This is a genomic window from Arsenicicoccus dermatophilus, assembly GCF_046267915.1.
Lineage (GTDB): Bacteria > Actinomycetota > Actinomycetes > Actinomycetales > Dermatophilaceae > Arsenicicoccus > Arsenicicoccus dermatophilus_A.
Map to the genome: position 1 here is coordinate 2,176,952 of NZ_CP176520.1, position 22,854 is coordinate 2,199,805.

Annotated in this window: 18 protein-coding genes; 3 read left to right on the top strand and 15 right to left on the bottom strand. The window is 74.4% G+C overall.

Going from position 1 to position 22,854, the window contains the following annotated elements; genetic code table 11:
• Positions 1 to 16 precede the first annotated feature (16 nt).
• The 10 genes from murC to mraZ form a co-directional block, all read right to left on the bottom strand.
• The gene (murC, locus tag ACK2IS_RS10465) at positions 17 to 1,483 is read right to left on the bottom strand and encodes a UDP-N-acetylmuramate--L-alanine ligase (protein ID WP_409483272.1); all 1,467 of its coding nucleotides are present in this window, start codon (positions 1,481 to 1,483) and stop codon (positions 17 to 19) included.
• Positions 1,480 to 2,733, bottom strand: coding sequence for an undecaprenyldiphospho-muramoylpentapeptide beta-N-acetylglucosaminyltransferase (murG, locus tag ACK2IS_RS10470; RefSeq protein ID WP_409483273.1), 1,254 nt, complete (start codon positions 2,731 to 2,733; stop codon positions 1,480 to 1,482). Before murG ends, murC begins: the two co-directional genes overlap by 4 nt.
• Positions 2,730 to 3,974 carry an FtsW/RodA/SpoVE family cell cycle protein gene (locus tag ACK2IS_RS10475; RefSeq protein WP_409483274.1) on the bottom strand — a complete coding sequence of 415 codons (1,245 nt, stop codon included), beginning with the start codon at positions 3,972 to 3,974 and terminating at the stop codon, positions 2,730 to 2,732. Before ACK2IS_RS10475 ends, murG begins: the two co-directional genes overlap by 4 nt.
• Positions 3,971 to 5,479: a UDP-N-acetylmuramoyl-L-alanine--D-glutamate ligase gene (gene murD / locus ACK2IS_RS10480; RefSeq protein ID WP_409483275.1), complete on the bottom strand. Its 1,509-nt coding sequence runs from the start codon at positions 5,477 to 5,479 to the stop codon at positions 3,971 to 3,973. The genes ACK2IS_RS10475 and murD overlap by 4 nt, the downstream gene beginning before the upstream one ends.
• On the bottom strand, positions 5,479 to 6,561 hold the full coding sequence (gene mraY, locus ACK2IS_RS10485) for a phospho-N-acetylmuramoyl-pentapeptide-transferase (RefSeq protein WP_409483276.1): 1,083 nt from the start codon (positions 6,559 to 6,561) through the stop codon (positions 5,479 to 5,481). The genes murD and mraY overlap by 1 nt, the downstream gene beginning before the upstream one ends.
• A complete protein-coding gene (locus ACK2IS_RS10490; protein WP_409483277.1) occupies positions 6,558 to 8,180 on the bottom strand; it encodes a UDP-N-acetylmuramoyl-L-alanyl-D-glutamate--2,6-diaminopimelate ligase in 1,623 nt (540 codons plus the stop codon). Before ACK2IS_RS10490 ends, mraY begins: the two co-directional genes overlap by 4 nt.
• An 11-nt stretch (positions 8,181 to 8,191) precedes the next feature.
• A complete protein-coding gene (locus ACK2IS_RS10495; RefSeq protein WP_409483278.1) occupies positions 8,192 to 10,171 on the bottom strand; it encodes a peptidoglycan D,D-transpeptidase FtsI family protein in 1,980 nt (659 codons plus the stop codon).
• Positions 10,172 to 10,281: 110 nt separating this feature from the next.
• Positions 10,282 to 10,836, bottom strand: a complete 555-nt coding sequence (locus ACK2IS_RS10500) for a hypothetical protein (protein ID WP_409483279.1) — start codon at positions 10,834 to 10,836, stop codon at positions 10,282 to 10,284.
• The gene (rsmH, locus tag ACK2IS_RS10505; RefSeq protein WP_409483280.1) at positions 10,833 to 11,879 is read right to left on the bottom strand and encodes a 16S rRNA (cytosine(1402)-N(4))-methyltransferase RsmH; all 1,047 of its coding nucleotides are present in this window, start codon (positions 11,877 to 11,879) and stop codon (positions 10,833 to 10,835) included. The genes ACK2IS_RS10500 and rsmH overlap by 4 nt, the downstream gene beginning before the upstream one ends.
• Before the next feature lie 174 nt (positions 11,880 to 12,053).
• Positions 12,054 to 12,485: a division/cell wall cluster transcriptional repressor MraZ gene (gene mraZ, locus ACK2IS_RS10510; RefSeq protein WP_409483281.1), complete on the bottom strand. Its 432-nt coding sequence runs from the start codon at positions 12,483 to 12,485 to the stop codon at positions 12,054 to 12,056.
• Between the two features lie 538 nt (positions 12,486 to 13,023).
• Between mraZ and ACK2IS_RS10515 the strand changes: the two genes are divergently transcribed.
• From ACK2IS_RS10515 to ACK2IS_RS10525, 3 genes are read left to right on the top strand one after another with little or no spacing between them, the layout of a single operon-like run.
• Entirely contained in the window at positions 13,024 to 14,013 is a 990-nt protein-coding gene (locus ACK2IS_RS10515) for an AAA family ATPase (RefSeq protein WP_409483282.1), read from the top strand.
• Positions 14,014 to 14,023: 10 nt separating this feature from the next.
• Positions 14,024 to 15,268 (top strand): DUF58 domain-containing protein, encoded by a 1,245-nt coding sequence (locus ACK2IS_RS10520; protein WP_409483283.1) that lies wholly within the window; start codon positions 14,024 to 14,026, stop codon positions 15,266 to 15,268.
• Positions 15,265 to 17,589, top strand: coding sequence for a transglutaminaseTgpA domain-containing protein (locus ACK2IS_RS10525; protein ID WP_409483284.1), 2,325 nt, complete (start codon positions 15,265 to 15,267; stop codon positions 17,587 to 17,589). The genes ACK2IS_RS10520 and ACK2IS_RS10525 overlap by 4 nt, the downstream gene beginning before the upstream one ends.
• Before the next feature lie 165 nt (positions 17,590 to 17,754).
• Here ACK2IS_RS10525 and ACK2IS_RS10530 read toward each other — a convergent pair whose 3' ends face one another.
• The 5 genes from ACK2IS_RS10530 to ACK2IS_RS10550 all read right to left on the bottom strand — a co-directional run bounded on the left by ACK2IS_RS10530 (position 17,755) and on the right by ACK2IS_RS10550 (position 22,831).
• Positions 17,755 to 19,485, bottom strand: a complete 1,731-nt coding sequence (locus ACK2IS_RS10530) for an RNA polymerase sigma factor (protein ID WP_409483285.1) — start codon at positions 19,483 to 19,485, stop codon at positions 17,755 to 17,757.
• 199 nt (positions 19,486 to 19,684) lie between these two features.
• The gene (locus tag ACK2IS_RS10535) at positions 19,685 to 20,077 is read right to left on the bottom strand and encodes a universal stress protein (RefSeq protein WP_409483286.1); all 393 of its coding nucleotides are present in this window, start codon (positions 20,075 to 20,077) and stop codon (positions 19,685 to 19,687) included.
• A gap of 54 nt (positions 20,078 to 20,131) precedes the next feature.
• Positions 20,132 to 21,373, bottom strand: coding sequence for a DUF4192 domain-containing protein (locus ACK2IS_RS10540; RefSeq protein ID WP_409483287.1), 1,242 nt, complete (start codon positions 21,371 to 21,373; stop codon positions 20,132 to 20,134).
• Positions 21,374 to 21,494: 121 nt separating this feature from the next.
• The gene (locus tag ACK2IS_RS10545) at positions 21,495 to 21,872 is read right to left on the bottom strand and encodes a YkvA family protein (RefSeq protein WP_409483288.1); all 378 of its coding nucleotides are present in this window, start codon (positions 21,870 to 21,872) and stop codon (positions 21,495 to 21,497) included.
• A gap of 224 nt (positions 21,873 to 22,096) precedes the next feature.
• Entirely contained in the window at positions 22,097 to 22,831 is a 735-nt protein-coding gene (locus tag ACK2IS_RS10550; protein WP_409483289.1) for an EcsC family protein, read from the bottom strand.
• Positions 22,832 to 22,854: the final 23 nt, after the last annotated feature.

The following is a 22,854-nucleotide window of genomic DNA, read 5'->3' on the forward strand; positions in this document are numbered from 1 at the left end:
CCCCGACCTGCCGGGGTCACCGGTCGCGGTCCCCGGACGCCTCGAGCAGCGCCAGCACCTGCGGACCGAGGTAGGTGACGTCCCCGGCGCCGACGGTGAGCACCAGGTCTCCCGGACACGCCAGGGCGGCGACCGTCGGGGCGGCCTGGTCCCACTCGGGGACGTAGTGCACCTCGCACGTCGGGCCACCGTCCCGGGCGGCCTGCTCGCGGACCGCCTGCGCGACGAGCGCGCCGGAGACCCCGGGCACCGGGTCCTCCCGCGCGGCGTAGACGTCCATGACGACCACCACGTCGGCGGGGCGCAGCCCACGGCCGAGCTCGGTGGCGAAGTCCGCGGTCCGGGAGTACAGGTGCGGCTGGAAGACCACGAGCACCCGGGCAGGCGCCTCGACCAGGGCGGCCGCCGTGCCCACCACCGCCTGCACCTTGCCGGGGTTGTGGGCGTAGTCGTCGACGACGGTCACGCCGCCGCAGATCCCCTTGAGCTCGAAGCGGCGGCGGGTGCCCGTGTAGGCCCCCACGCCCGCGGCGGCCCGGTCCGCGACGACGCCCAACCCGTGGTGGGCGGCGGTGAACGCGGCGGTGGCGTTGAGGACGTTGTGCGGCCCGGGTATGGCGACGCGCAGCTCGCGCTCGGCCCCGTCGACGTCCCGGACGCGGGCCACGGTCCCGAAGCCGGCCGCCGTGTGGCCGAGGACCCGCACGTCGGCGCCCTCGCTCGTGCCGTAGGTCAGGACCCGCATCCCCTCGGCCGCCGCCTGGGCGGCCAGGCGCGCCGAGCCCCCGTCGTCGGCGCACGCCACGAGCAGCCCGCCGGGCCGGATGCTGCGGGCGAAGTCGAGGTAGGCCGCCCGGACCGCGTCGTAGGTGCCGTAGTGGTCGAGGTGGTCGGGCTGCACGTTGGTGACCACCGCCACCTCGGGGTGGTAGACCAGGAAGGAGCCGTCCGACTCGTCGGCCTCGATGACGAACGCCGCACCTGCGGCCGCCCGGGCGTTGGTGCCGAGTCCGGCCAGCTCGCCGCCGATCGCGAAGGAGGGGTCCTCCTCCGCGTCGACCAGCAGGGCCGTCAGCATCGAGGTGGTCGTCGTCTTGCCGTTGGCGCCCGCGACGGCGGCGACCCGGCGGCCGGTGGCCGCGGAGGCCAGGGCCTGCGAGCGGTGCAGCACCCGCAGCCCGAGCTCGCGGGCGCGGGCCAGCTCCGGGTCGCTCTCCCGGGTGGCCGAGGACACCACCACGGTGTCGACGTCCGCCACGGAGTCGGGCCGGGCGCCCGCGTGGACGTCGGCGCCCTGGTCACGCAGCGCCTGCAGGATCGGCAGGTCCTTGGGGTCGGACCCGCTGACGGTGACCCCGCGGTCCAGCAGCACCCGGGCCACCGCGGACATCCCGGCGCCCGCGACGTTGGTGACGTGGACCCGGCCGAGCTCGTCCAGCGGGACGACGGGGGCGCGGAAGTCGAAGCGGTCGGTGGCGCTCATCGGATGACCTCGGTGGCGTCGACCTCGGTGGCGTCGACCTGGGCGGCCCGGGCGGTGTCGACGCCGGCGGAGGGGGCTGCGGGGCTGTCCCCGGCGTCGGCGGCGGTGGGCGCGGTGGTCCGGGTGGTTGCCCCGGCCGCCTCCAGGACCAGGTCGGCGAGCCGGCCGTCGCCGTCCCGGGTGCCGACGGACTGGGCGGCAGCCGCCATCCGGCTCAGCCGGTCCCGGTCACGCACCAGCGGCACCAGCGTCCGGTCGACCCACTCCGGGAGCAGCTGGTCGTCGGGGACGACGAGCCCGCCGCCCGCGGCGACGACCTCGGCGACGTTGAACCGCTGCTCGCCGTTGCCGATGGGCAGCGGCACGTAGACCGCGGGCAGCCCCACGGCCGTCAGCTCGCACACCATGCCGGCCCCGGCCCGGGACACCACCAGGTCGGCGGCGGCGAAGGCGAGGTCCATCCGGTCGCAGTACTCCTGGACGACGTAGGCCGCCCCCTCGTGGGGCGCCGGCTCGAAGCTCTTGCCCCGCCCGGTCACGTGCAGCACCTGCACCCCGGCCGCGGACAGCTCGCGCACCCGCGCGGCGAAGGTGTCGTTGAGCCGCTTGGCGCCGCTCGATCCGCCCGTCACCACGACGACCGGCTGGTCGTCACGCAGCCCGAAGTGACGCAGGGCCTCGGCGCGCAGGGCGGCCCGGTCCAGCCCGGTGATCTCGCGGCGCAGCGGCATCCCCAGGTGGCGTGCCCCGCGCAGGGTGGTGGCGGCGAAGGTGGTGGCGACATATGGCGTGAGCGCGGCGCCCAGGCGGTTGGCCAGCCCTGGGCGGACGTTCTGCTCGTGGACCACGATCGGCAGGCCACGCCGCCGCGCCGCGAGGTAGGCCGGGCTCGAGACATAGCCACCGAAGCCGACCACCAGGTCGGCGCCGACCTCGTCGAGCACCGCTCCGGCCGCGTCGACGGCGCCCTTGAGGGAGGTGGGCAGGCGCAGCAGCGCGGTGGACGGCGTGCGGGGGAAGACGACCTTGGGGATCGTCCGCAGGTCGTAGCCGCGCTGGGGGACGAGCCGGGCCTCGAGGCCGGCCGCGGTGCCGAGGACGGTGATCCGGACCTGGGGGTCGCGCCGGCGCAGCTCGTCGGCGAGGGCGAGCAGCGGCGAGACGTGGCCGGCCGTGCCGCCTCCGGCGAGGACCACCGAGCGCGGACCCCGGGGTCCGGTGGCGGGGGCGGGAGACGGGGGCGTGGTCATCGGGGACTCCTCGGGTCGGTGGTGGTCGCGCGCAGCCGGGACAGCGCCCGGGCCTCGGGGGCGCCGGGCTCCTCGCGGGCGAAGGACATGAGCATGCCCAGCGCGAGCAGGGTGGAGATCATGGCGGTGCCGCCGCCGGAGACCAGCGGCAGCGGGACGCCGATGACCGGGAGCAGACCCGTCACGGCGCCCATGTTGATGAAGGACTGGACCATCAGCCAGGTCATGACGCCGGCGGTCGCCAGGCGGACGAAGAGGTCTTGGGTGCGGAAGACCAGGCGGTAGCAGGCGTAGGCCAGCACGGCGAGCAGGGCCAGAACCATGAAGGTCCCGGCGATGCCCAGCTCCTCGCCGATGATGGCGAAGATGAAGTCGTTGCGGGACTCGGACAGCCAGCCCCACTTCTCGGCGCTCATGCCGGGACCCCGGCCCCACCAGCCGCCGTCCGCCAGGGCGTACTGACCGTTGATGACCTGGCGGCAGACGTCGGTCATGTCGGTGCAGCCACCCATCCAGGTGCTGATCCGACCCATCCGGTTGCGGCTGGTCAGCGTCATCAGCAGGACCGCGACGACCCCGACCCCGCCAGCCATGGCGAAGAGCTGGCTGGGCACCCCGGCGGCGAACAGGATCCCGGCGACGATGGCGAGAAGGACCATGCCGGTGCCCAGGTCCTGGCCGGCCAGCTGCAGACCGAGCAGGAGCACGGTGACCGGGACCAGCGGGATGACCACGTGCCAGATGTTGCCGAGCTGGTGGCGCTTGCGGTCCAGGATGCCTGCGCCGAAGACCACGATCGCGAGCTTGGCGAACTCCGACGGCTGGAGCTGGTATCCCGCCACGAGGATCCAGTTGCGGTTGCCCTGGAAGGTGATGCCGAGCGGGGTGTAGATCAGCCCCTGCAGCACCACGGCCAGCCCGATGCCGGGCCAGGCCAGCCGCTTCCAGGCGCGCACCGGGAGCCGGGCGACCACGGCGCACAGCACGGCACCCACCAGGGCGAAGACGAGTTGCTTGAGGAAGTAGTCGTAGCTGCGGATGCTCGACGCGGAGAGGTACATCACCAGCCCGAAGATCGTCAGGGCCGTGGTGGTGCTGACCAGCAGGTGGAAGGTCGTCAGCGGTGTGTCGATCCGCTCGAGGAAGGCCTCGAGGCGGGCCGGCACGGACTCGGGCGCCCGCTGGCCGGTCCGACCGGAGCGGTCGGCGCCCGACCTGGTGGCTCCGGTGCGGGTGGTCATGCGGTGGACCCTCCGAGCTGGCGCACCGCCTCGACGAAGGCCTCGCCGCGGGCGCCGTAGTTGGCGAACATGTCCATGGACGCGGCCGCCGGGGCGAGGAGGACGACGTCTCCCTGGCGGGCCAGGGTCGTCGCCTCCCGCACGACGCGCGCCATGGCCCCAGTGTCCGTGCCGTCCACGTCCACCACCGGGACGTCGGGCGCGTGTCGGGCCAGCGCCTGGGCGATGCGTTCCCGGTCCCGGCCCATCAGGACCACGCCCCGCAACCGGTCGGCACGGTCCGCGACCAGCTGGTCCACGTCGGCACCCTTGAGCAGGCCGCCGGCGATCCAGACCACGTGCTCGAAGGCCGCGAGCGAGGCCGAGGCGGCGTGCGGGTTGGTGGCTTTGGAGTCGTCGACGTAGCGCACGCCGTCGACCTCTCCGACGTGGGCGATCCGGTGAGCCTCGGGGCGGTAGGCCTTCAGGCCGTCGCGCACCGCGATCGGGCCCACGCCGTAGGCCCGGGCCAGGGCCGCCGCCGCCAGGGCGTTGGCGACGTAGTGCGGAGCGACGTCCGGAGCGTCCCCGCGCAGGTCGGCCAGGGTCCCCAGCTCGACCGCGGAGGTGTGCCGCTGCTCCACGAAGGCCCGGTCGGCGAGGACGTCCTCGACCAGCCCGACCATGGAGACGGCGGGCACGCCGACGGTGAACCCGATCGCCCGGCAGCCCTCGACGACGTCGGCCTCCATGACGAGCAGCTCGGTCTGCGGGTCCTGGACGTTGTAGACGCAGGCGACCTGGGTCTTGTCGTAGACCGCGCCCTTGGCGCGGAGGTACTCCTCGTAGGAGCCGTGCCAGTCGATGTGGTCGGGGGCGACGTTGAGGCAGGCCGACGCCAGCGGGGACACCGAGCGCTGCCAGTGCAGCTGGAAGGAGCTCAGCTCGACGGCGATGACGTCGTAGGGCCTCGGGTCGAGCATCACCTCCATGATCGGGGTGCCGACGTTGCCCGCGGCGATCGCCCGGGCCCCGCCGTGCCGCAGGATCGACTCGAGCATCGTGACGGTCGTGGTCTTGCCGTTGGTGCCGGTGACGACCAGCCAGGGCGCGGCGCCCGTCTCGGGCCGCATCCGCCAGGCCAGCTCCACCTCGCCCCACACCGGGATGCCTGCCTCGGCGGCCCTGACCAGGAGCGGGGCGTGCGGGGGCACGCCGGGCGAGGTCACGACCAGCTCGGTGCCCTCGGGGATCTCGTCCGGGGCGTCCTCGCCGAGCCGGCAGTCGACGCCGAGGATGTCCAGGATCCGTGCGTGCTCGCGGATCTGGTCCGTGACGTCCGGGCTGTATGCCGTGACCTGCGCGCGGCGCTCGTTGAGCGCGTCGGCGGCGGCGAAGCCCGAGCGGCCCAGTCCCACCACGAGGACCCGCAGGCCTGCCCAGTCGGCATCCTTGTGGGTCAGCCCGGGCCGTGGCTCGTAGGCCGGGTCGAAGGCCGGGTCTTCCGTCGTACGGCCGTCACTCATCAGCCCACCACCCACTCCGCGTAGAACAGTCCGATGCCGAAGGCCACGAAGAGCCCGGCGATGATCCAGAACCGGATGACCACCGTGATCTCCTGCCAGCCGAGGAGCTCGAAGTGGTGGTGCAGGGGCGCCATCCGGAAGACGCGCCTGCGGGTCGCCTTGAAGGACCCGACCTGGATGATGACCGACAGGGTCTCCAGGACGAACAGGCCGCCCAGGATGACGACCAGGAGCTCGGTGCGGGTGCAGATGGCCAGGCCGGCCAGCGCCCCGCCCAGGGCCAGGGAGCCGGTGTCCCCCATGAAGATCTTGGCCGGCGAGCCGTTCCACCACAGGAAGCCGAAGCACGCGCCCATCACGCACGCGGCGACCACGGCGAGGTCCCGCGGGTCGCGCACCTCGTAGCACTTGGGGCCGGGGTTGATCGCGCAGCTCTGGTTGGTCTGCCAGGTGCCGATCAGCACGTAGGCCGCCATCACCATGGTGCTCGCCCCCGTCGCCAGGCCGTCCAGGCCGTCGGTGAGGTTCACGCCGTTGCTCGTGCCCGCGATCATCAGGTTGGCCCAGATCACGAAGAGCAGCACGCCGATCCACGGCATGGTCGGGCTGATGTCCAGGTCGAAGCGGGTGTCGCGGACGGTCGAGATGATCGTCGAGGCCGGCGTGACCCCGGCGTCGTTCTGGAAGCGCAGCACGAGCACCGTGAAGATCAGGCCGACGACGCCCTGACCGAGGAGCTTCTGCCAGGACCGCAGGCCCAGGCTGCGCTGCTTGGAGATCTTGATGTAGTCGTCGAGGAAGCCGACCAGGCCCAGGCCGAGCATCAGGAACATCACGAGCAGGCCGGACGCGGTGGGTGGCCACCAGGTGAGCAGGTGGGCCAGCGCGTAGGCGACCGTCGAGGCCAGGATGATCATCACCCCGCCCATCGTGGGCGTGCCGCGCTTGGTGTGGTGCGAGGTCGGCCCGTCGTCGCGGACGAACTGGCCGTAGTGTCGCCGGACCAGGAGCTTGATGTAGCCCGGGGTGCCGAGGAGGGCGACGAGCAGGGCGATCGTGGCGGCGATCAGGACGGCCTTCACGGACGGTCCTCCCCGCGCTCGGTCTGACCGTCCACCTGAGGTGCACCTGCTCTCTCGTCGTTCGTCGTATGCCGGCGGGCCAGCGCGCGCCGCAGCTCGTCCCGGTCGTCGAAGGGATGGACCTCCCCCGCGACCTCCTGCCCCTGCTCGTGGCCCTTGCCGAGGACCACCACGGTGTCCTGCGGACCGGTCGTCAGCGCCACCGCGGCGGCGATGGCCGCCGCCCGACCGGCGACCACCTGCACCCGGTCCCGGTCCCGCTCCCCCACGCCCGAGGCCACGGCCCGCCGGATCGCGGCGGGGTCCTCGTCGCGCGGGTTGTCGTCGGTCACCACCACCAGGTCGGCCCCGGCGGCCGCGGCCGCCCCCATCAGGGGTCGCTTGCCGGCGTCGCGGGACCCGCCCGCGCCCAGCACGGCGACGAGCCGGCCCGCGGTCTGCGACCGGAGCGCGGCCAGGGCCGCCTCGACGGCGTCCGGGGTGTGGGCGAAGTCGACGACCGCCATCGGGTCGTCGCCGCCCGCGTCCACCCGCTCCATCCGGCCGGGCACCCGCGGGTCCGCGCACACGGCCCGGGCCGCGTCCTCCAGGTCGATGCCGCCGAGGTGCAGCACGAGCGCGGCGACGGCGGTGTTGAGCTGGTTGAAGTCGCCGGGCAACGGGCTGCGCAGCCGCAGCGTCCGGCCCTGCCCGACGAGCTCGAAGCGCTGGTCCCCCAGGTCGCGCACCAGCCAGTCGGCGTCGGGCAGCCGGGCCGCGACCGTCACCACCGGCACCGTCGCCTCGGCCGCGAGCCGCACCCCCCACGCGTCGTCCACGACCACGACCCCCTCGCGGCACCGCTCCGGCGTGAACAGCGACGCCTTGGCCAGGAAGTAGTCCTCCATGGAGCCGTGGAAGTCCAGGTGGTCCTGGGAGAGGTTGGTGAACGCCGCCACGTCGTAGACCAGGCCGTCCACCCGGTGCATCACCAGCGCATGGCTGGACACCTCCATCGTGCACCGCTGCACCCCCCGCTCGGCCATGACCGCCAGCAGCGCCTGCAGGTCGCTCGCCTCCGGCGTGGTCCGGGCGCTCTTGATCCGCTCGTCGCCGATCCGGGTCTCCACCGTGCCGATCAGCCCCGTCCGGCACCCCAGGGCCCGCAGCCCGCCGTCGACCAGGTAGGCCGTCGTGGTCTTGCCGTTGGTGCCCGTGATGCCGAACACCCCCGGCGCGGGGTCCGACCCGACGGCAGGTCGGTAGACCCGCGCCGCCGCCCGGCCCAGGGCCGCCCGCGGGTCCGGCACCACGACGACCGGGAGCCCCTCGACCGGGGGGCCGTCGCCCTGACGGACCAGCTCGAGCCCCACCCGGTCGGTGAGCACCGCCACCGCCCCGGCGGCCACGGCCTGCGCCACGAAACGGGCGCCGTGCACGTTCGCTCCCGGCAGGGCGGCATACAGGTCACCGGCCCGGACCTGGCGGGAGTCCAGGGTCACGCCCGCGACGGACCGGTCCCGAGCCTGCGGACTCTCGCCGGACGCCGCCACCACGACGAGCGAGGCCCCCTCCAGGTCGGCGACCAGGTCGCTCAGGGGCACCGGCAGGACGGACTCGGGGCGAGGGAAGGTGACCACGGAGCAGGAACCTATCGCGTCGCGCCCGCAACCGGGGACGCGGTCTGGGTCCGAGCGTCCCGGGTCCGCTGCTTCTGCTCCGGCTTGAGGCTCGATCCGTCCGAGGTGACGGGCAGGTCGGGTGACTCGGTGCCGCTGGGAGCGACCTGGTAGCGCGAGAGCGCGGCCTTCATCACCTCGGCGAAGACCGGGCCGCAGGTCTGGCCGCCGTAGTGGCCGCGGACCGGGTTCTGCAGGGTGCAGGCCACCACGAAGCGCGGGTTGTCCGCCGGGGCGAAGCCGATGAAGGAGGCGGTGTACCCCTTGTAGGTGCCGGCCTTCTCGTCGTACCGGTTGGCCGTACCGGTCTTGCCGGCGACGCGGTAGCCGGGGATCGCGGCGACCTTGCCGGTGCCCTCCTCGGAGACCACGGCCTCCATCATCTCGGTGAGCTGCCGGGCGACGACGGGGCTGATCACCTGCTGGGGCTCGGGCGCCTTGGCCGGGACGAACCTGCCGTCCGCCCCGGTCTGGCCCGCGATCAGCGACGGGGGGATCCGCACGCCCCCGTTGGCGATCGCCTGGTAGACCCCCGCCGACTGGATCAGGTCGAGGTTCATGCCCTGGCCGAACATCACGGTGTAGCGCTGGGACCCGGTCGGGGTGGGCGGCACGATGCCCGGCTGCTCGCCGGGGTAGCCGATGCCGGTCGGGCGCCCCAGGCCGAAGGACCGGAAATAACCCATCAGCCGGTCCACCGGGATCTTCTCGCCCGCGAGGATCGTGCCCATGTTGGAGGAGGTGGCGAGCACCCCGGCGAGGGTGAGCTGCTGGACCCCGTGCTCCTCGGAGTCGTGGAAGACCCGGTCGGCGCGCGGGAGCTCGGAGGGGACGGTCACCGGCGTCGACGGGGTGGCCACGCCCTCCTGCAGCACCGCCGCCATGGTCATCACCTTGGCCGTGGAGCCGGGCTCGAACAGCTCCTGGAAGGCCTTGTTGGACATCGTCCCGCCCTTGCCCAGCGTGGACAGGTCGTTGGGGTCGAAGGTCGGGTAGTTCCCCACGGCCAGCAGCCGGCCCGTCCGGACGTCCATCACCGTCACGTAGCCGTTGGTGGCCTCGCGGGAGATCACCGCCTGCGAGATGGCGTTCTGCGCGACGAACTGCAGGTCGGCGTCGATGGTGAGCTGGACGTTGCGGCCGGGCACCGCCGGGCGCAGGGACTGGATGCCGGTGGGGATCTGCAGGCCGGCCGGGGTGCGCTCGTAGGTCTGCTCGCCCGGCCTGCCCGCCAGGGTGGCGTTCATCAGCTGCTCGACGCCCCCGGCCGGGGCGCCCGCGTCGGTCATGGCCCCGACGAGGGACGCCGCGGAGGTCCCCGCCGGGTAGAACCGCTTGGAGGTCAGCTCGGTCGTGAGCCCGGGGACCCCCAGCGCGCGGATGCGGCGCCAGGCCACGGGGGTGACGTCGGTGGCCACCGGATACCAGCGGCGCTTCCCGGACAGCCGCCCCAGCACGTCGCCGACGGCGAGCCCGAGGAGGGGGGCGATGTCGGAGGCCGCGCCCTGGGCGCCGACCTTGACCCTGGTCCGGCCCTCACGCCTGGTGTACTCCGCCACGGCCACCTGGTCGGCGATCAGGGTGTAGCGCTCCAGGGAGTCCGCGAGCACCCGGCCGTCGACGTCGGTGATCTGCCCGCGGGCGGCGGGCAGCACCCGGACCACGCTGCGCTGCTTGAGCGCCTTGGCGGACATGGCGGCCGCGTCCAGACCCTGCAGCCGCACCAGCTGGGCGGCGAAGATCGTGAGCACCAGCAAGGTGACGAGGAACATCGTCCGCACCCGGCGGGTGGGGTGCATCCCGGCCCGGTTGGCGGCCAGGGGCGAGGCGGCGACCCGGGTGCTGCCACCGGGGCGGCGGCCCCGCGGCGGTCGACGGCCCGGTCGTGCCGGGCGCGGGGGACGGGGCGGGGTCCGGTCACCGGGCTCCCGGGGTCCTCCGGTGGCGGGCATGCGGTCACCTCGCTTCGTGGTGCGCCGGCGGCGCGGTCAGGGCCGGTCCCGGCCGGGGCTGCGGGCGCGGGTGCGGCCGGGCTCCGGCGGTCGTGGCTCCGGGCGGATGGTCAGCGAGCGGCGGGCAGCGCGGCGAGGCCGCCGAGCAGCCCGTTGCCGAGCCCGAGGCCCGCGACCTGCTGGGCCGCGGCGGCCATGGAGCCCTCCGGGCGCAGCTGCGGGGCGACGGCCTGGCTGCCCGACACCACCGTAAGTTCGCCGGTGCGGCTCGCCGCCTCCGCCACGCCGGACACGGTGCCGGTGGCGGGGTCGAGGAAGGCAGGCGCGTTCGCGGGGCCCATCCCGAGCTCCTCGGCCCTGGCCGCCAGGGTGCCCGGCGAGGAGACGGCGTTGAGGTCCTGGCGCAGCGCGATCGAGGTGTCCTTGAGCTCCGCGGAGCGCTCGCGAAGGTCGTGCAACGTGAAGGAGCCCTGGGACAGGGTGAGGTTGAGGACGAGCAGCGCGAGCAGCCCGAGGGTCAGCAAGGTCGCGCCCAGGACCACGAAGGGCACCTGGGTGGCTCGGCGCCGGGCCTGACGCACCACCTCCAGGTGCGGACGCTGGGGGGTGGGCTCGACGACCCGGGCCCCGGTCGGACGGGGGGCGAGAGGCTGCAGGAGGCTCATGAGGGACTTCCGTTCCGGCGGGGCTTCCGAGTCGGGCTGGGCTGATGGGGACGGGTGGCGGGGCTGGTGCGCAGCCGCTCGGCGGCGCGCAGCCTGGCGGAGGCGGCGCGAGGATTGGCGGCGATCTCCGGCGCACCCGGCTCCTCGGCGCCCCGGGTGAGCAGGCGCAGGTATGGCGCGTGCTCCGGCAGCTCCACCGGCAGGCCCGGGGGCGCCGTGCTCCGGGCGCCCGCCGCCAGCACCTGCTTGGTGAGCCGGTCCTCCAGCGAGTGGTAGGACAGGACGCCCAGCCGACCACCGACCGCGAGCGCGTCGACGGCGGCGGGCAGCGCGGCCTCCAACGACTCGAGCTCGCGGTTGACCTCGATCCGCAGCGCCTGGAAGGTCCGCTTGCCGGGGTGACCACCCTGCCGCTGCGAGGCCGTCGGGATGACCCGGCGCAGCAGCTCCACCAGCCGACCGGAGGTGGTGAACGCCTGCTTCTCCCGCTCCCGCACCACGGCGGAGGCGATCTGCTTGGCGAAGCGCTCCTCGCCGTACACCCGCAGGACGCGCGCGAGGTCGCCGTGGGCGTAGGTGTTGAGGATCTCGGCGGCGGTGATGCCCTCCGACTGGTCCATGCGCATGTCCAGGGGGGCGTCGACCCGGTAGGCGAAGCCGCGGTCCTGCTCGTCCAGCTGCAGGGAGGAGACCCCCAGGTCGAGCAGGATCCCCTGGGCACCCGGCAGGCCGAGGTCGGCCAGGGCCACACCCACCTGGTCGTAGGTCGCGTGGACGAGGTGCACGCGGTCGCCGAAGCGGGACAGCCGCTCCCCCGCGAGACGCAGCGCCTCGGTGTCGCGGTCGATGCCGACCAGCACGACGTCGGGGAAGCGCTCCAGGACGGCCTCGGCATGCCCGCCCATCCCCAGGGTCCCGTCCACGTGGACGGGGGCCGGCACGGCGACGGTGGCGGTCAGGGCCGGCTCGAGCAGGTCGAGGATGCGCTCGCGCAGGACCGGGACGTGCCGTCCTTCGGCGCCGGTGCGCTGCTGCTCGGTCATCGGGTGCCTCCTCTCGGGTGGGCGGTGGTGCGGGTGGGCGGTGAGATGGCGGCGAGAGGTGGTCCTCGGGCGTGGACCCTGTGGTCCGGTCCCCAACCGCTCCGCTCGGCGTGTCCCGTTGCCGGGGAAGGTGCCTCGGGGCACGGGGAGCGGGTGGAGGCCGGACCGCAGGGGTCACAGGAGTCCGGGGACCACCTCCTCGGCCTGGTCGCTGAAGGCCTGCTCGGTCGCGGCGAGGTAGCGGTCCCAGGCCGTGGTGTCCCACACCTCGACGCGGTCACCGGCCCCGATGACGGTGCACTCCCGGGTGAGCCCGGCGTACTCGCGCAAGGTGGCGGGGATGGTGATGCGCCCCTGCTTGTCGGGTGTCTCGTCGGACGCCCCGGACAGGAACACGCGCAGGTAGTCGCGGGCCGCCTTGCTCGTCATGGGCGCGGTCCGCAGCTGCTGGGAGACCTTGACGAACTCGTCCATGGGGAAGACGTAGAGGCAGCGCTCCTGCCCTCGGGTGACGACCAACCCGTCGGCCATCCGCTCGCGGAACTTGGCGGGGAGGAAGAGCCGGCCCTTGTCGTCCATCCGAGGGGTGTGCGTCCCGAGGAACATCGGCTCATCTCCCCTCCCTCGTCACGGTCCAGACCCTGGGCGGCGACCATCCACGCGCGGTGGCCGCTCCATCACCCTCTGCTATCCCCCACTTTACTCCACCGTCCACCACGCCGGGGGGAGATTTGTCGGAGAGTTCGGCACCCGTTCGGCATCCTCGCTGGTCAGGGCCGATGGGGTGAAGTGGGGCGGGAGCAGATGCACAGTTTGCTCCCAGGATCGTCACAGACCAGGACAGATGTCCCCGACGAGCCCGGTTGCAGCGCCGCGACCCGGGCCGAGCGCCCCCGACGCCCGCCGTGAGGGCTCGTCGGCGAGCGGGGTGGGGGACGGTGGGGAGACCGGGGCGGCCCCGGTGGTCAAGGGTGGGGCGGCTCTCGGGACCACGGCGCCGGACGGGCCCGGTCCGGCGCGGTCGGGCGGGGCGCGCGGGGCCGGCGACCGCCGCCGGACCGCGCCTGCCCGGTCCGGCCCCTGCCCCTAGAGTGGGGTGTCGCGTCCCGGGGGCTGGGCCCGGGCGCTCGATCGAGGAGGCAGCGTGACCCGTCCGAGCCAGGGGTGGCGACCGGAGCCCGACGACGTCGCGGACGTCGCCCACCGCCTCCACCGGGCGGTCGGCACGGTCATCGAGGGCAAGGACCAGCAGGTGCGCACGGCCGTGACGGTCCTGCTCGCCGGAGGGCACCTGCTGCTGGAGGACGTCCCCGGGGTCGGCAAGACGATGCTGGCCAAATCCCTCGCCGCGGCCATGGACACCGCGGTCCGCCGGGTGCAGTTCACCCCGGACCTGCTCCCCAGCGACATCACCGGCGTCTCGGTGTTCAACCAGGAGACCCGCACCTTCGAGTTCCGCCCGGGGGCGGTCTTCGCCAACGTCGTGATCGGCGACGAGATCAACCGTGCCTCCCCCAAGACCCAGTCCGCGCTCCTGGAGGCCATGGAGGAGACCCAGGTGACGGCGGACGGCGAGACCCTGCCGCTGCCGCGCCCGTTCATGGTCATCGCCACGCAGAACCCCGTCGAGATGGAAGGGACCTATCCCCTCCCCGAGGCGCAGCGCGACCGGTTCCTGGCCCGCCTGTCCATGGGCTACCCCACGGAGGACGCCGAGCTGGCGATGCTGCGGTCCCACGGCGAGCACCTGCCGCTGCGCGACCTGGAGCCGGTCACCGACGCCCGGACCGTGCAGGCCTGCGTCGAGGCCGTGCGGCACCTGCACGCCGCCGAGCCGGTCCAGCAGTATGTCGTGGACCTGGTGCGGGCGACCCGCTCGACCTCCGCCCTGCGGCTCGGCGCCTCGCCCCGGGCCGCCCTGCACCTGCTGCGCGCCGCCCGCGCCAGTGCCGCGATCGACGGGCGCGACCACGTCCTGCCCGACGACGTCCAGGCCCTCGCCATACCCGTGCTGGCCCACCGGGTGATGCCGACCGGGGGCCCGTCCGCCGGGACGGACGCCGCGGCCGACGCCGTCGACCAGCTGCTGCGCTCGGTCCCCGTGGCGGGCGTCGCGAGCCGGCGCCGACGCTGAGCGGACGACGGTGCGCCGGGCCGGGGTGCTGACGACGCGCGGGCAGTCCTTCGTGGCCGCCGGCGCGGTGCTCCTCGCTGCCGGGCTGGTCCTGGGGCTCGGGGACCTGGTGCGCCTGGGAGTGCTGCTCGGGCTGCTCACCCTCGTGGCCTGGCTGCTGGTGCGTCGGCCCGCCGGGTGGGTGCAGGTGGAGCGGACGGTGAATCCCTCGCGGCTCACCGTCGGGGAGCACGGCACGGTCCGGCTGACGGTGCGCCACGGTGGCCGCTGGCGGTCGCCCTTCGTCGTGGCGCAGGAGCAGCTGGGCTACGCGCTCGGGGACCGGCCGCGGTTCGTGCTCCCCCCGATGGCACCCCGGTCCTCGCGGGTCGTCGTCTACCCCGTCCGCGGGTCCGTCCGCGGGGAGCACCAGCTCGGCCCGCTCGCGGTGCGGACCCGCGACCCCTTCGGGCTGACCAGCCGGTTGACCCGGGGCACGGGGACCCACCAGCTGCTCGTCGTCCCGCCGGTGCTGCCCCTCGCCGAGGCAGGCGTCCCCGGGTCCGGTCAGGGCCAGGACGAGGAGGTCGCCGACACCGTGGCCCTGCACGGCGAGGACGACGTGACGATCCGCCCCTACCGCCAGGGTGACGAGCTGCGCCGGATCCACTGGGCGGCGAGCGCCCACACGGGCTCGCTGATGGTGCGGCAGGAGGAGCAGCCCTCGCGGCGCCGCGCCGTCGTGCTGCTCGACCGGCGCGCCTCGGCGCACGCCGGGGAGGGGCCGCAGGCGTCCTTCGAGTGGGCGGTGGTGGCGGCGGCGTCGGTCGTGGCCCACCTCCAGCAGCACGGGTACGACGTCGGCCTGATCACGGATCCTGCCGCCGACCAGGAGCACCCGGTCACGCTGGACACGGCCCTGGACCGTCTGGCCCGGGCGACCACGAGCGACGTGCCGCTCGAGCACGGCGCCCGGGTCGTCGGGCGCGGCACGGCCGGTCTCGTGGTGGCCGTGCTGGGCGCCGACCCCGAGGGGCTGGCCGCCCTCGCCACGGCCCGGCGCCCGGGCACCACCGCCGTGGCCCTGGTCGTGGACGCCGCGGAGCGGGGCGACGAGGTCGTTCGCCGGGGCGGTGGTGCGGCCCCCGGGGCGGGTGGTGCGGCCGAGGTGGCCGCCGGGCTGCGGGCCTGCGGCTGGCGGGCGGCCGTCGCCGGCCTCGGCACGACCCCCGGCGAGTGCTGGCGCGAGGCTGCGTCCCGCGGAGGTCGGCGATGAGACGCGCCCGCCTCCTGGAGACCCTCCTGGCGGTGCTGACGGTGGCCGTCGCCCTGTGGCCCGTCGAGACGCTGCTGCGGGGCACGGCCTGGATCGGCCCCACGCTGGTCGCCCTGGCCGTGGTGGCCGCCACGGGCCTGGCGCTGCGAGCCCTGCGGGCGTCCGCCTGGCTCGTGGTGCCGGCTCAGGTGCTGGCGCTGGTCGTGGCGGTGACGCTGCTGCACGGGCTCGGGTCGGGGCCCTACGGCCTGCCTGGGCCTGACCTGCCCGCCCGGCTCGTCGCGGGCGGCACGCAGGCGGCCACGACGATCCGCAGCTATGCGGCTCCTGCCCCGGCGGTGCCAGGCCTGGTGATGGCGGTGGGCGCCCTGGCGGGCCTGGTCGCCGTGGTCGTCGACCACCTGGTCGTCGCCCGCCGGGCCGCCACGCTGGCCGGTTTCCCCCTCCTGCTCGTCTCCCTCGTCTCCGTCGTCAACACGGCGGGTGCGCTGCCCTTCCGCTACTTCGCCGCGCTCGCGCTGACCTGGCTGCTGCTCCTGGTCGAGCAGCAGCGATCGCGGCTGGAGCGCTGGAGCACGGTGACCCCCAGCCTGCTCGAGGGGCAGGCACCCAGGTCGGTCGGCGCCGGCCGGCCCGAGGCCGGCTTCGCGCGAGCGGGCCGGGTCCTCGCGGTGCTGGCCGTCGCCGCCGCCGTGGCCCTGCAGCTGGCCCTGCCGCCCGTGCCGACCCGCTTCCTGGGGCAGGGGCTCGGACGGCAGGCGCGCGAGTCCGGGCCCACGATCAGCTTCGCCTCGGACGTCGACGTGGCCCGCAGCCTGGGCTCGCGCGATCCACGCCCGATCCTGCGCTACCGGACCACCGGGGCCCAGGACACCCCGCCCCTCGCCGTGGCCGTCGCCGACGAGTACACCGGCGGCCACTGGCGCACCGCCCGGGTCCCGGCGGCGTCGGCAGAGGTCCCGTCCCCGCACGGACTGCTCCCGCTGCCCACCGGCGTCGAGCCGGACCTGCCGCACACCGTCGCCAGGTCCGAGCTGTTCGACAACGGCTCGCTGCACCCCCCGCAGCTGGCGGTCCCGTCGCTGCCGCTGCGCGTCGACACCGACGTCCCCTGGCGCCGGGACGACGCCACCGGCCTGGTCGCCGTCGTGCGCCGACCGGAGCGGTACGTCGTCAGCTATGCGGTCCCGACGCTGACCCCCAAGCAGATCGAGGAGCGCACCCGCCGCGTCGTCGCCTCAGAGACCCAGGTGACCACCATCGACCCGGTCGACCTGACGGTGGACCAGGCGTCGGAGGAGGCAGTCACCGACACCACCCTGCGGGTGCTGGAGTCGGCCCCGGCGGCGTACGGACCGCCCGACAGCGCCTATGCCAAGGCCGTCGCCATCCAGCAGTACCTGCGCTCGCCCGCGTTCACGTACACCCTGACGCTGCCACCGGTCACCCCGCAGGAGCGCGCACAGGGAATCACCCCCGACGCGATCACCCACTTCCTGCGGACCCGCCGCGGCTACTGCGTGCAGTACGCCACGGCCATGGCGCTGATGGCCCGGACCCAAGGCATCCCCTCGCGGCTGGTCCTCGGCTTCCTGCCCGGCAGCCAGCTGCCCGACGGGACGCGTCTCGTGCGCGCGTCCGACGCCCACGCCTGGCCCGAGCTGATGCTGCCGGGCGTGGGCTGGACACGGTTCGAGCCCACGCCGGGCGGGCGTTCGGGGCTGCCTCCGGCGTGGGCCAACCCGCGGCAGCAGGATGCTCCGTCCGCGCCGGCCACGAGGCCGACGACCCGACCGGCCCGACCCGACCGCCGGCCGACCGCCACCCCGACCGTGGCCTCCCGGACGGAGGTGGGCCTGGCCGAGCAGGCTCGAGGGTGGTTCAGCCGTGACCGCCTCGTCGCGCTGGCGCTGCTCGTGCTGGCGGCCGGCGCGCTGCTGACCACCCCGGTACGGGCCGCGGCCTCGCGGCGGCGGCGCCTGCGGTCCGCGGGCCCGGCTCCCGCTGAGGTGGAGGTGCGCTGGACGATCCTGGCCGAGCAGCTCGCGGACCTCGGGATGCCCCCGCCACCGGGGACGACCCCACGGACCTTGGACGCGCACTACGCCTCGCACCCGTTGCTGTCCCCGGAGACCAAGGGTGCGCTGTCCCGGGTCCTCGCTGCGGTGGAACGCGCCCGGTACGCCCCTGCGGGGACGGGCGCGTCCCCGGTCCAGGTGGACGACGACGCCCGGACGGTCCTGCGCGGCGTCCGGGCCACCCGGACCCTCGGCGAACGGATCCGCGCCGTGCTGCTCCCCCGCGCGGGTCGTCTGTGCTGACCCCGGCGCCTGCGAGAGCGCCCCGGTGCGGCCGGTCTGGTGCCCGCCCGGCCCCGTGCGTGACCGGTCCTCGTGCGTGACCGGTCCTCGTGCCAGCTCCAGGTAGGCCGAGAGTCCGACCCGCCCCTGGTGGGGCGACCGGACTCTCGTCGTCGCGGGGATGGCTCAGTCGAGGTAGTCGCGCAGCACCTGGGAGCGGGAAGGGTGGCGCAGCTTGGACATGGTCTTGGACTCGATCTGGCGGATGCGCTCGCGGGTCACGCCATACACCTTGCCGATCTCGTCGAGCGTCTTGGGCTGCCCGTCCGTGAGGCCGAAGCGCATGGACACCACGCCTGCCTCCCGCTCGGAGAGGGTGTCGAGCACCGAGTGCAGTTGCTCCTGCAGCAGCGTGAAGCTCACCGCGTCCGCCGGCACGACGGCCTCGGAGTCCTCGATCAGGTCGCCGAACTCGCTGTCGCCGTCCTCCCCGAGGGGGGTGTGCAGCGAGATGGGCTCGCGGCCGTACTTCTGGACCTCGACGACCTTCTCCGGGGTCATGTCGAGCTCCTTGGCGAGCTCCTCCGGGGTGGGCTCGCGCCCCAGGTCCTGGAGCATCTGCCGCTGGACGCGGGCCAGCTTGTTGATGACCTCGACCATGTGCACCGGGATGCGGATGGTGCGGGCCTGGTCGGCCATGGCGCGGGTGATGGCCTGGCGGATCCACCAGGTGGCGTACGTCGAGAACTTGTAGCCCTTGGTGTAGTCGAACTTCTCGACCGCGCGAATCAGACCCAGGTTGCCCTCCTGGATCAGGTCCAGGAAGAGCATGCCGCGTCCGGTGTAGCGCTTGGCCAGCGACACCACCAGGCGGAGGTTGGCCTCGAGCAGGTGGTTCTTGGCCCGCTTGCCGTCCTGGGCGATCCACCACAGCTCGCGCTTGAGCTTCATGTCGATCTTGTCCCCGGAGCTTAGCCGCTCCTCGGCGAACAGTCCGGCCTCGATCCGCTTGGCGAGCTCGACCTCCTGCTCGGCGTTCAGCAGGGCCACCTTGCCGATCTGCTTGAGGTAGTCCTTGACCGGGTCCGCGGTGGCGCCCGCGGTCACGACCTGCTGCGGCGGGGCGTCGTCCTCGTCGTCCTCGCGGTAGACGAAGCCACCGTCGGTGGTCTCCTCCTCGGCCTCGGCCTTCTTGGCGCCCTTGCCCGCCGCCTTGACGGTCTGGGGATCACCGGCCTTGTCCGCCGCCGGGTCCCCCTCCGGGTCGTCCGCCTCCTCGACGTCCTCGGGCGTCTCGGCGGGCTCCTCGTCGGGACCCTCGGTGGCCACCTCGACCAGCACAGCCTCGAGGTCGACGTCCTCCAGCGCCTCGGGGTCGACGTCCGGCACCTCGTCGTCCCCGGTGGTCACACCGGGCGTGGCCGGGGGGGCGCCGTCCTTGGTGGTGGCCTTCTTGGTGGTCTTCTTGGCTGCGGCCTTCTTGGCGGGAGCGGGCTTCTCGGCCGCGGCGGCGGTCGCCCGGGTGGACGCGGCCTTCTTGGCCGGGGCCTTGCGGGTGGTGGTCCTGGTCGCCGGGGCGGCCTCGTCCGGCGCATCCGCGCCCTGGGCGGGCGTGGCAGCAGCCTTGCGGGCCGGAGACTTCCTGGCGGCAGCCTTGCGGGTGGACGTGGACCGCGCACCGGTGGTCGCCGCCACGGCGCGGGCGTGGTCGGGGTCCAGGGTGACGGTGATGCCGGCGGCGTCGATGGCGCGCAGCACGGCCTTCATCCGCCGTGGCTCGAGGGCCACCTCGCTCAGGGCGGCGCCGAGCTGCTGGGAGTCGATCGACCCCTGGCTCACGCCGATCTCCAGCAGGGCCTGGAGGGCGGGGTGGGCGAACTCAGGAGGCAGAGAGGCTGCGTTGGGAACGGTGGTCACAACAACCTTTCGTCGTATGACGATGACGAGGGGTCCAGGACGACGTCGGACGACGGACGCACGGGATCACAGACGGCTGGTGCGCGATGGGCTGGTGCAGCCTGGCGTGGCAGGGACTGCGAGGGGCTGACCGGAGCCTCCGAGGCGCTGTGCCCGCCATTATAACGTCGCGGAGCCCGCGAGTGGGTCCGCGCGCCGCTCAGCGGATGGGCTTGACGGTCAGGACCGGGCAGGTGGCGTCCAGCAGGATGCGCTGGGCGCTCGACCCCAGGATCAGCTTGCCGACCGGTGAGCGACGGCGCAGGCCGATCACCAGACAGCTGGCCCGGGTGTCCTCGGCCACGCCGACGAGCTGCTCGGCCAGGTCCTTGCCCTCGGGGCGGCGGCGCTCGACGGTGAGCCCGCCGGCCTGAACGGTGGCGGTGAGCTCGGCGACGAGCGACTCCATGGCGGCCCGGCTCTCCTCGTCGGGGGCGGGGCGGGCCGTCTCGACCAGGACGAGGGGCAGGGACCGGACGACGGCCTCGTCCGCGGCGCGCTCCAGCGCGGCCCGCCCCTCGGGCGTGGCCATGAGCCCGACGACGACGGTCATGATGCTCCTCGAAGGCAAGGGTGACGGCGGGAGCCCCCGCGGGACGGCAGCAACCTATCTCATGCGGTGCGAGCTCCCCACCACCTCGTCGAACCTCACCGCTCGGCGCAGCGCGGACATCGTCAGCCGGGCCATGGCGTAGCCCGGGTCGCAGGTCAGTGCCCGCTCGCAGGCCGCGACGGCGATCATGTGGTCGTCCAGGGACCAGGACACCACCGCGGCCGCGGTGAGGGTGGGCGCGGCGTGGCCGTCGGGCAGCACCCGGCCGACCGCGAGGAGCCGTTCCCCCACCGAGCGGCGCACCTCCCGGTGGGTCCGACGGACCGGGGACCCCAGCACCGCCCGAAAGGTCTCGCGCACGCCCGCGCTGACGTCGTCGGGGCAGAACAGGTCAGGCACGACCCAGGCGTAGAGCCCGTCGCGCACGTCGACGTCCTCGATGGCGCGGACCGCTGCGGCCACCAGGGCGGCGACTCGCTCGACGCCCCCCGGGCCGCGGCCGTCGACGGTGACACCGGCGCTCCCGCCCAGCCCGAGCAGCACCCGCCAGGCACGCAGCCCGGCCTCCACCTCTTCGGCGGACGGCGGCCCGCTCTGGGCGACGGGCCCCGCCGTGGAGCCTCGCGTGAGCGCGCGGGCCACCGCACGCGCCACCGGGTGGTCGGGGGTCGGTCGCGTGGCGGCCAGGCGCTCCTCGCGGGTCCCTGCCGGGGCCTCCCCCGCCAGCACCAGCTCGGCGACCGCGGGGACCTGCTCGGGCTGCGGCAGGGCCACCGGGTCGCGCGGGCAGCACACCGGGTCGTCGCAGGTCACCGGCCACCAGGTGCCACCACTGACCACCACCGCGTCGCGGACCCGAGCCCCGGCGGCGCCGGCGAGGGCGACCAGCTCGTCGAGGAGCCGCTCGGCCTCGGCGACGGAGCGCGGGTCCGCCATCGGCACCCCGGGCCGGGGTCCGTCCGGGACCGCGGGCCCATCGACCCCGGGACGGGCACGGTCGGTGAAGGCCACGAGCACCACCTCGTCCACGTGCGGGAGCATCCGGGCGGCCACGGCGTCCCAGGCCGGCCCCGCCGGGAGGGGTCCGGGGTCGCCGTCCGGGTCGTGGAGGTCGATCCGGACGGCGGGGCCGACCGTGGGGCGGTCGGTCCCGGGGCGCGAGCGCAGCCCGAGGACCACGAGGCTGTCGGTGGGGGCGAATCCGAGCACGTAGGGCACCACGGTCACCAGCTGCCCGACGTCGCGGACGACGGCGGTCGGGGTCGGCTGGTCGGCAGGAGGGGCGGAGGTCGTCATACGTCCGACCCTGCCGGGACGGGAACGTGCGGTCGAGGGGGACCTCATGGCCTGTGGACGAGTCCGCGCCGATCCTCCGCGCCGCCTCGGTGGCCCCTGGGGACGCCGACGAACCTGCAGGTCAGCGAACCACGTGGTCCGGCACCGGGCCCCCGGGTCCGTCACCGCGGGACCTCTCCCAGCCGAGGAAGTCCTCGGTGATGGCGACCAGCTGGGCGGCCAGCCAGGCCAGGACCAGGGTGTCGTCCCCGAGCCCCAGCAGCGGTATGACGGCCTCCGGCACCAGGTCGACCGGACTGACGACGTAGGCCACCGCCCCGGCCATCGCCGCCATCGTCCCCATCGAGGTCCCGGCATACTCCCCGCTGCCCATCGCCCGGACCAGGCGAGGCATCGACCCCACCCGCTCGACCCAGCCCGCGCAGCCGGGACGGCGGGCGGCACGGGCGGCCTGGGCGACGTCCCGCAGCGAGGTGACGCGGGTGCGACGACGAGCCATGACGGTCTCCCTGCTCTCGGGCCGCGGGCGCCGGCGCGGTGTCGCCGGGCCCGCCGGTGGCGGGATGTCTGCGGGTGGCGGGGCGTGTGCGGGTGGGGTGCCCGGGCCGGGAGTCGGCGGGCAGGTCCCGCGCGCGGTCGGGACGAGCCGCGGCGCGGCGCCGGAGGATTCCCCTCAGGAGGGGGTCGCTCCGGCGCCGCGCCGGTGGATCGGGCGATCGCCGCTCAGGCGTGCAGCGCGGCCGTGGTGGTGGGCGGGAACTGCTGCTTGGCGTTGTCCGCGATCTTGCCGAGCAGGTAGTAGTCCATGCCCCCGCCGACGAAGCCGCCGACCACGGGCAGACCCTTGCCGACGACCTTGGCCAGACCCTTCTCCCCCAGGGTGGAGATGAGGCGGAAGCCCACGCCCTTGTTGATCATCATGACCGCGGACGCCGGCAGGTGCTGCGACGCCAGGCTGGACATGCGACCGGTGGTCAGGACGCCGGCCTTGCGCAGCAGGTCGTCGCCGGAGTCGGCACCCACCAGGGTCAGCAGGATCGCCGAGCGGGTCTCCGGCTTGTCGATGTCGTAGCCGCGGGCGCGAGCGATGCCGGCGACCATCCGGGTCGCGACGATGTAGAACTCCACGACGTTGGCCGGCAGCGCGACCAGCATGGTGGCAAAGCCGCCGAGGCCGGTGACGAAGCCACCCGCCGCCGCGGTCTTCTTGTGCGCCCGGACGATCTCGTCCACGCTCTGCTCGCCCGAGCGGCCCTTGGCCGCCTTGTCGGCGAACGCCGCGGCACCCTCGAGCGGGCCCAACCCGTCGATGCCGAAGTCCAGCAGCTTCTGCACGAGGTCCTCGACCGGACCGTTGAGGGCAGAGGTGCCGGCCGTCTGGCCGGTACGCGGGTCGACGGCGTTCTTGCCCGCGATCTTGTCGATGGCCATCCCGGCCACCTTGTCCATGAGGCCCATGAGGGGTTCCCTTTCTGGTGTGA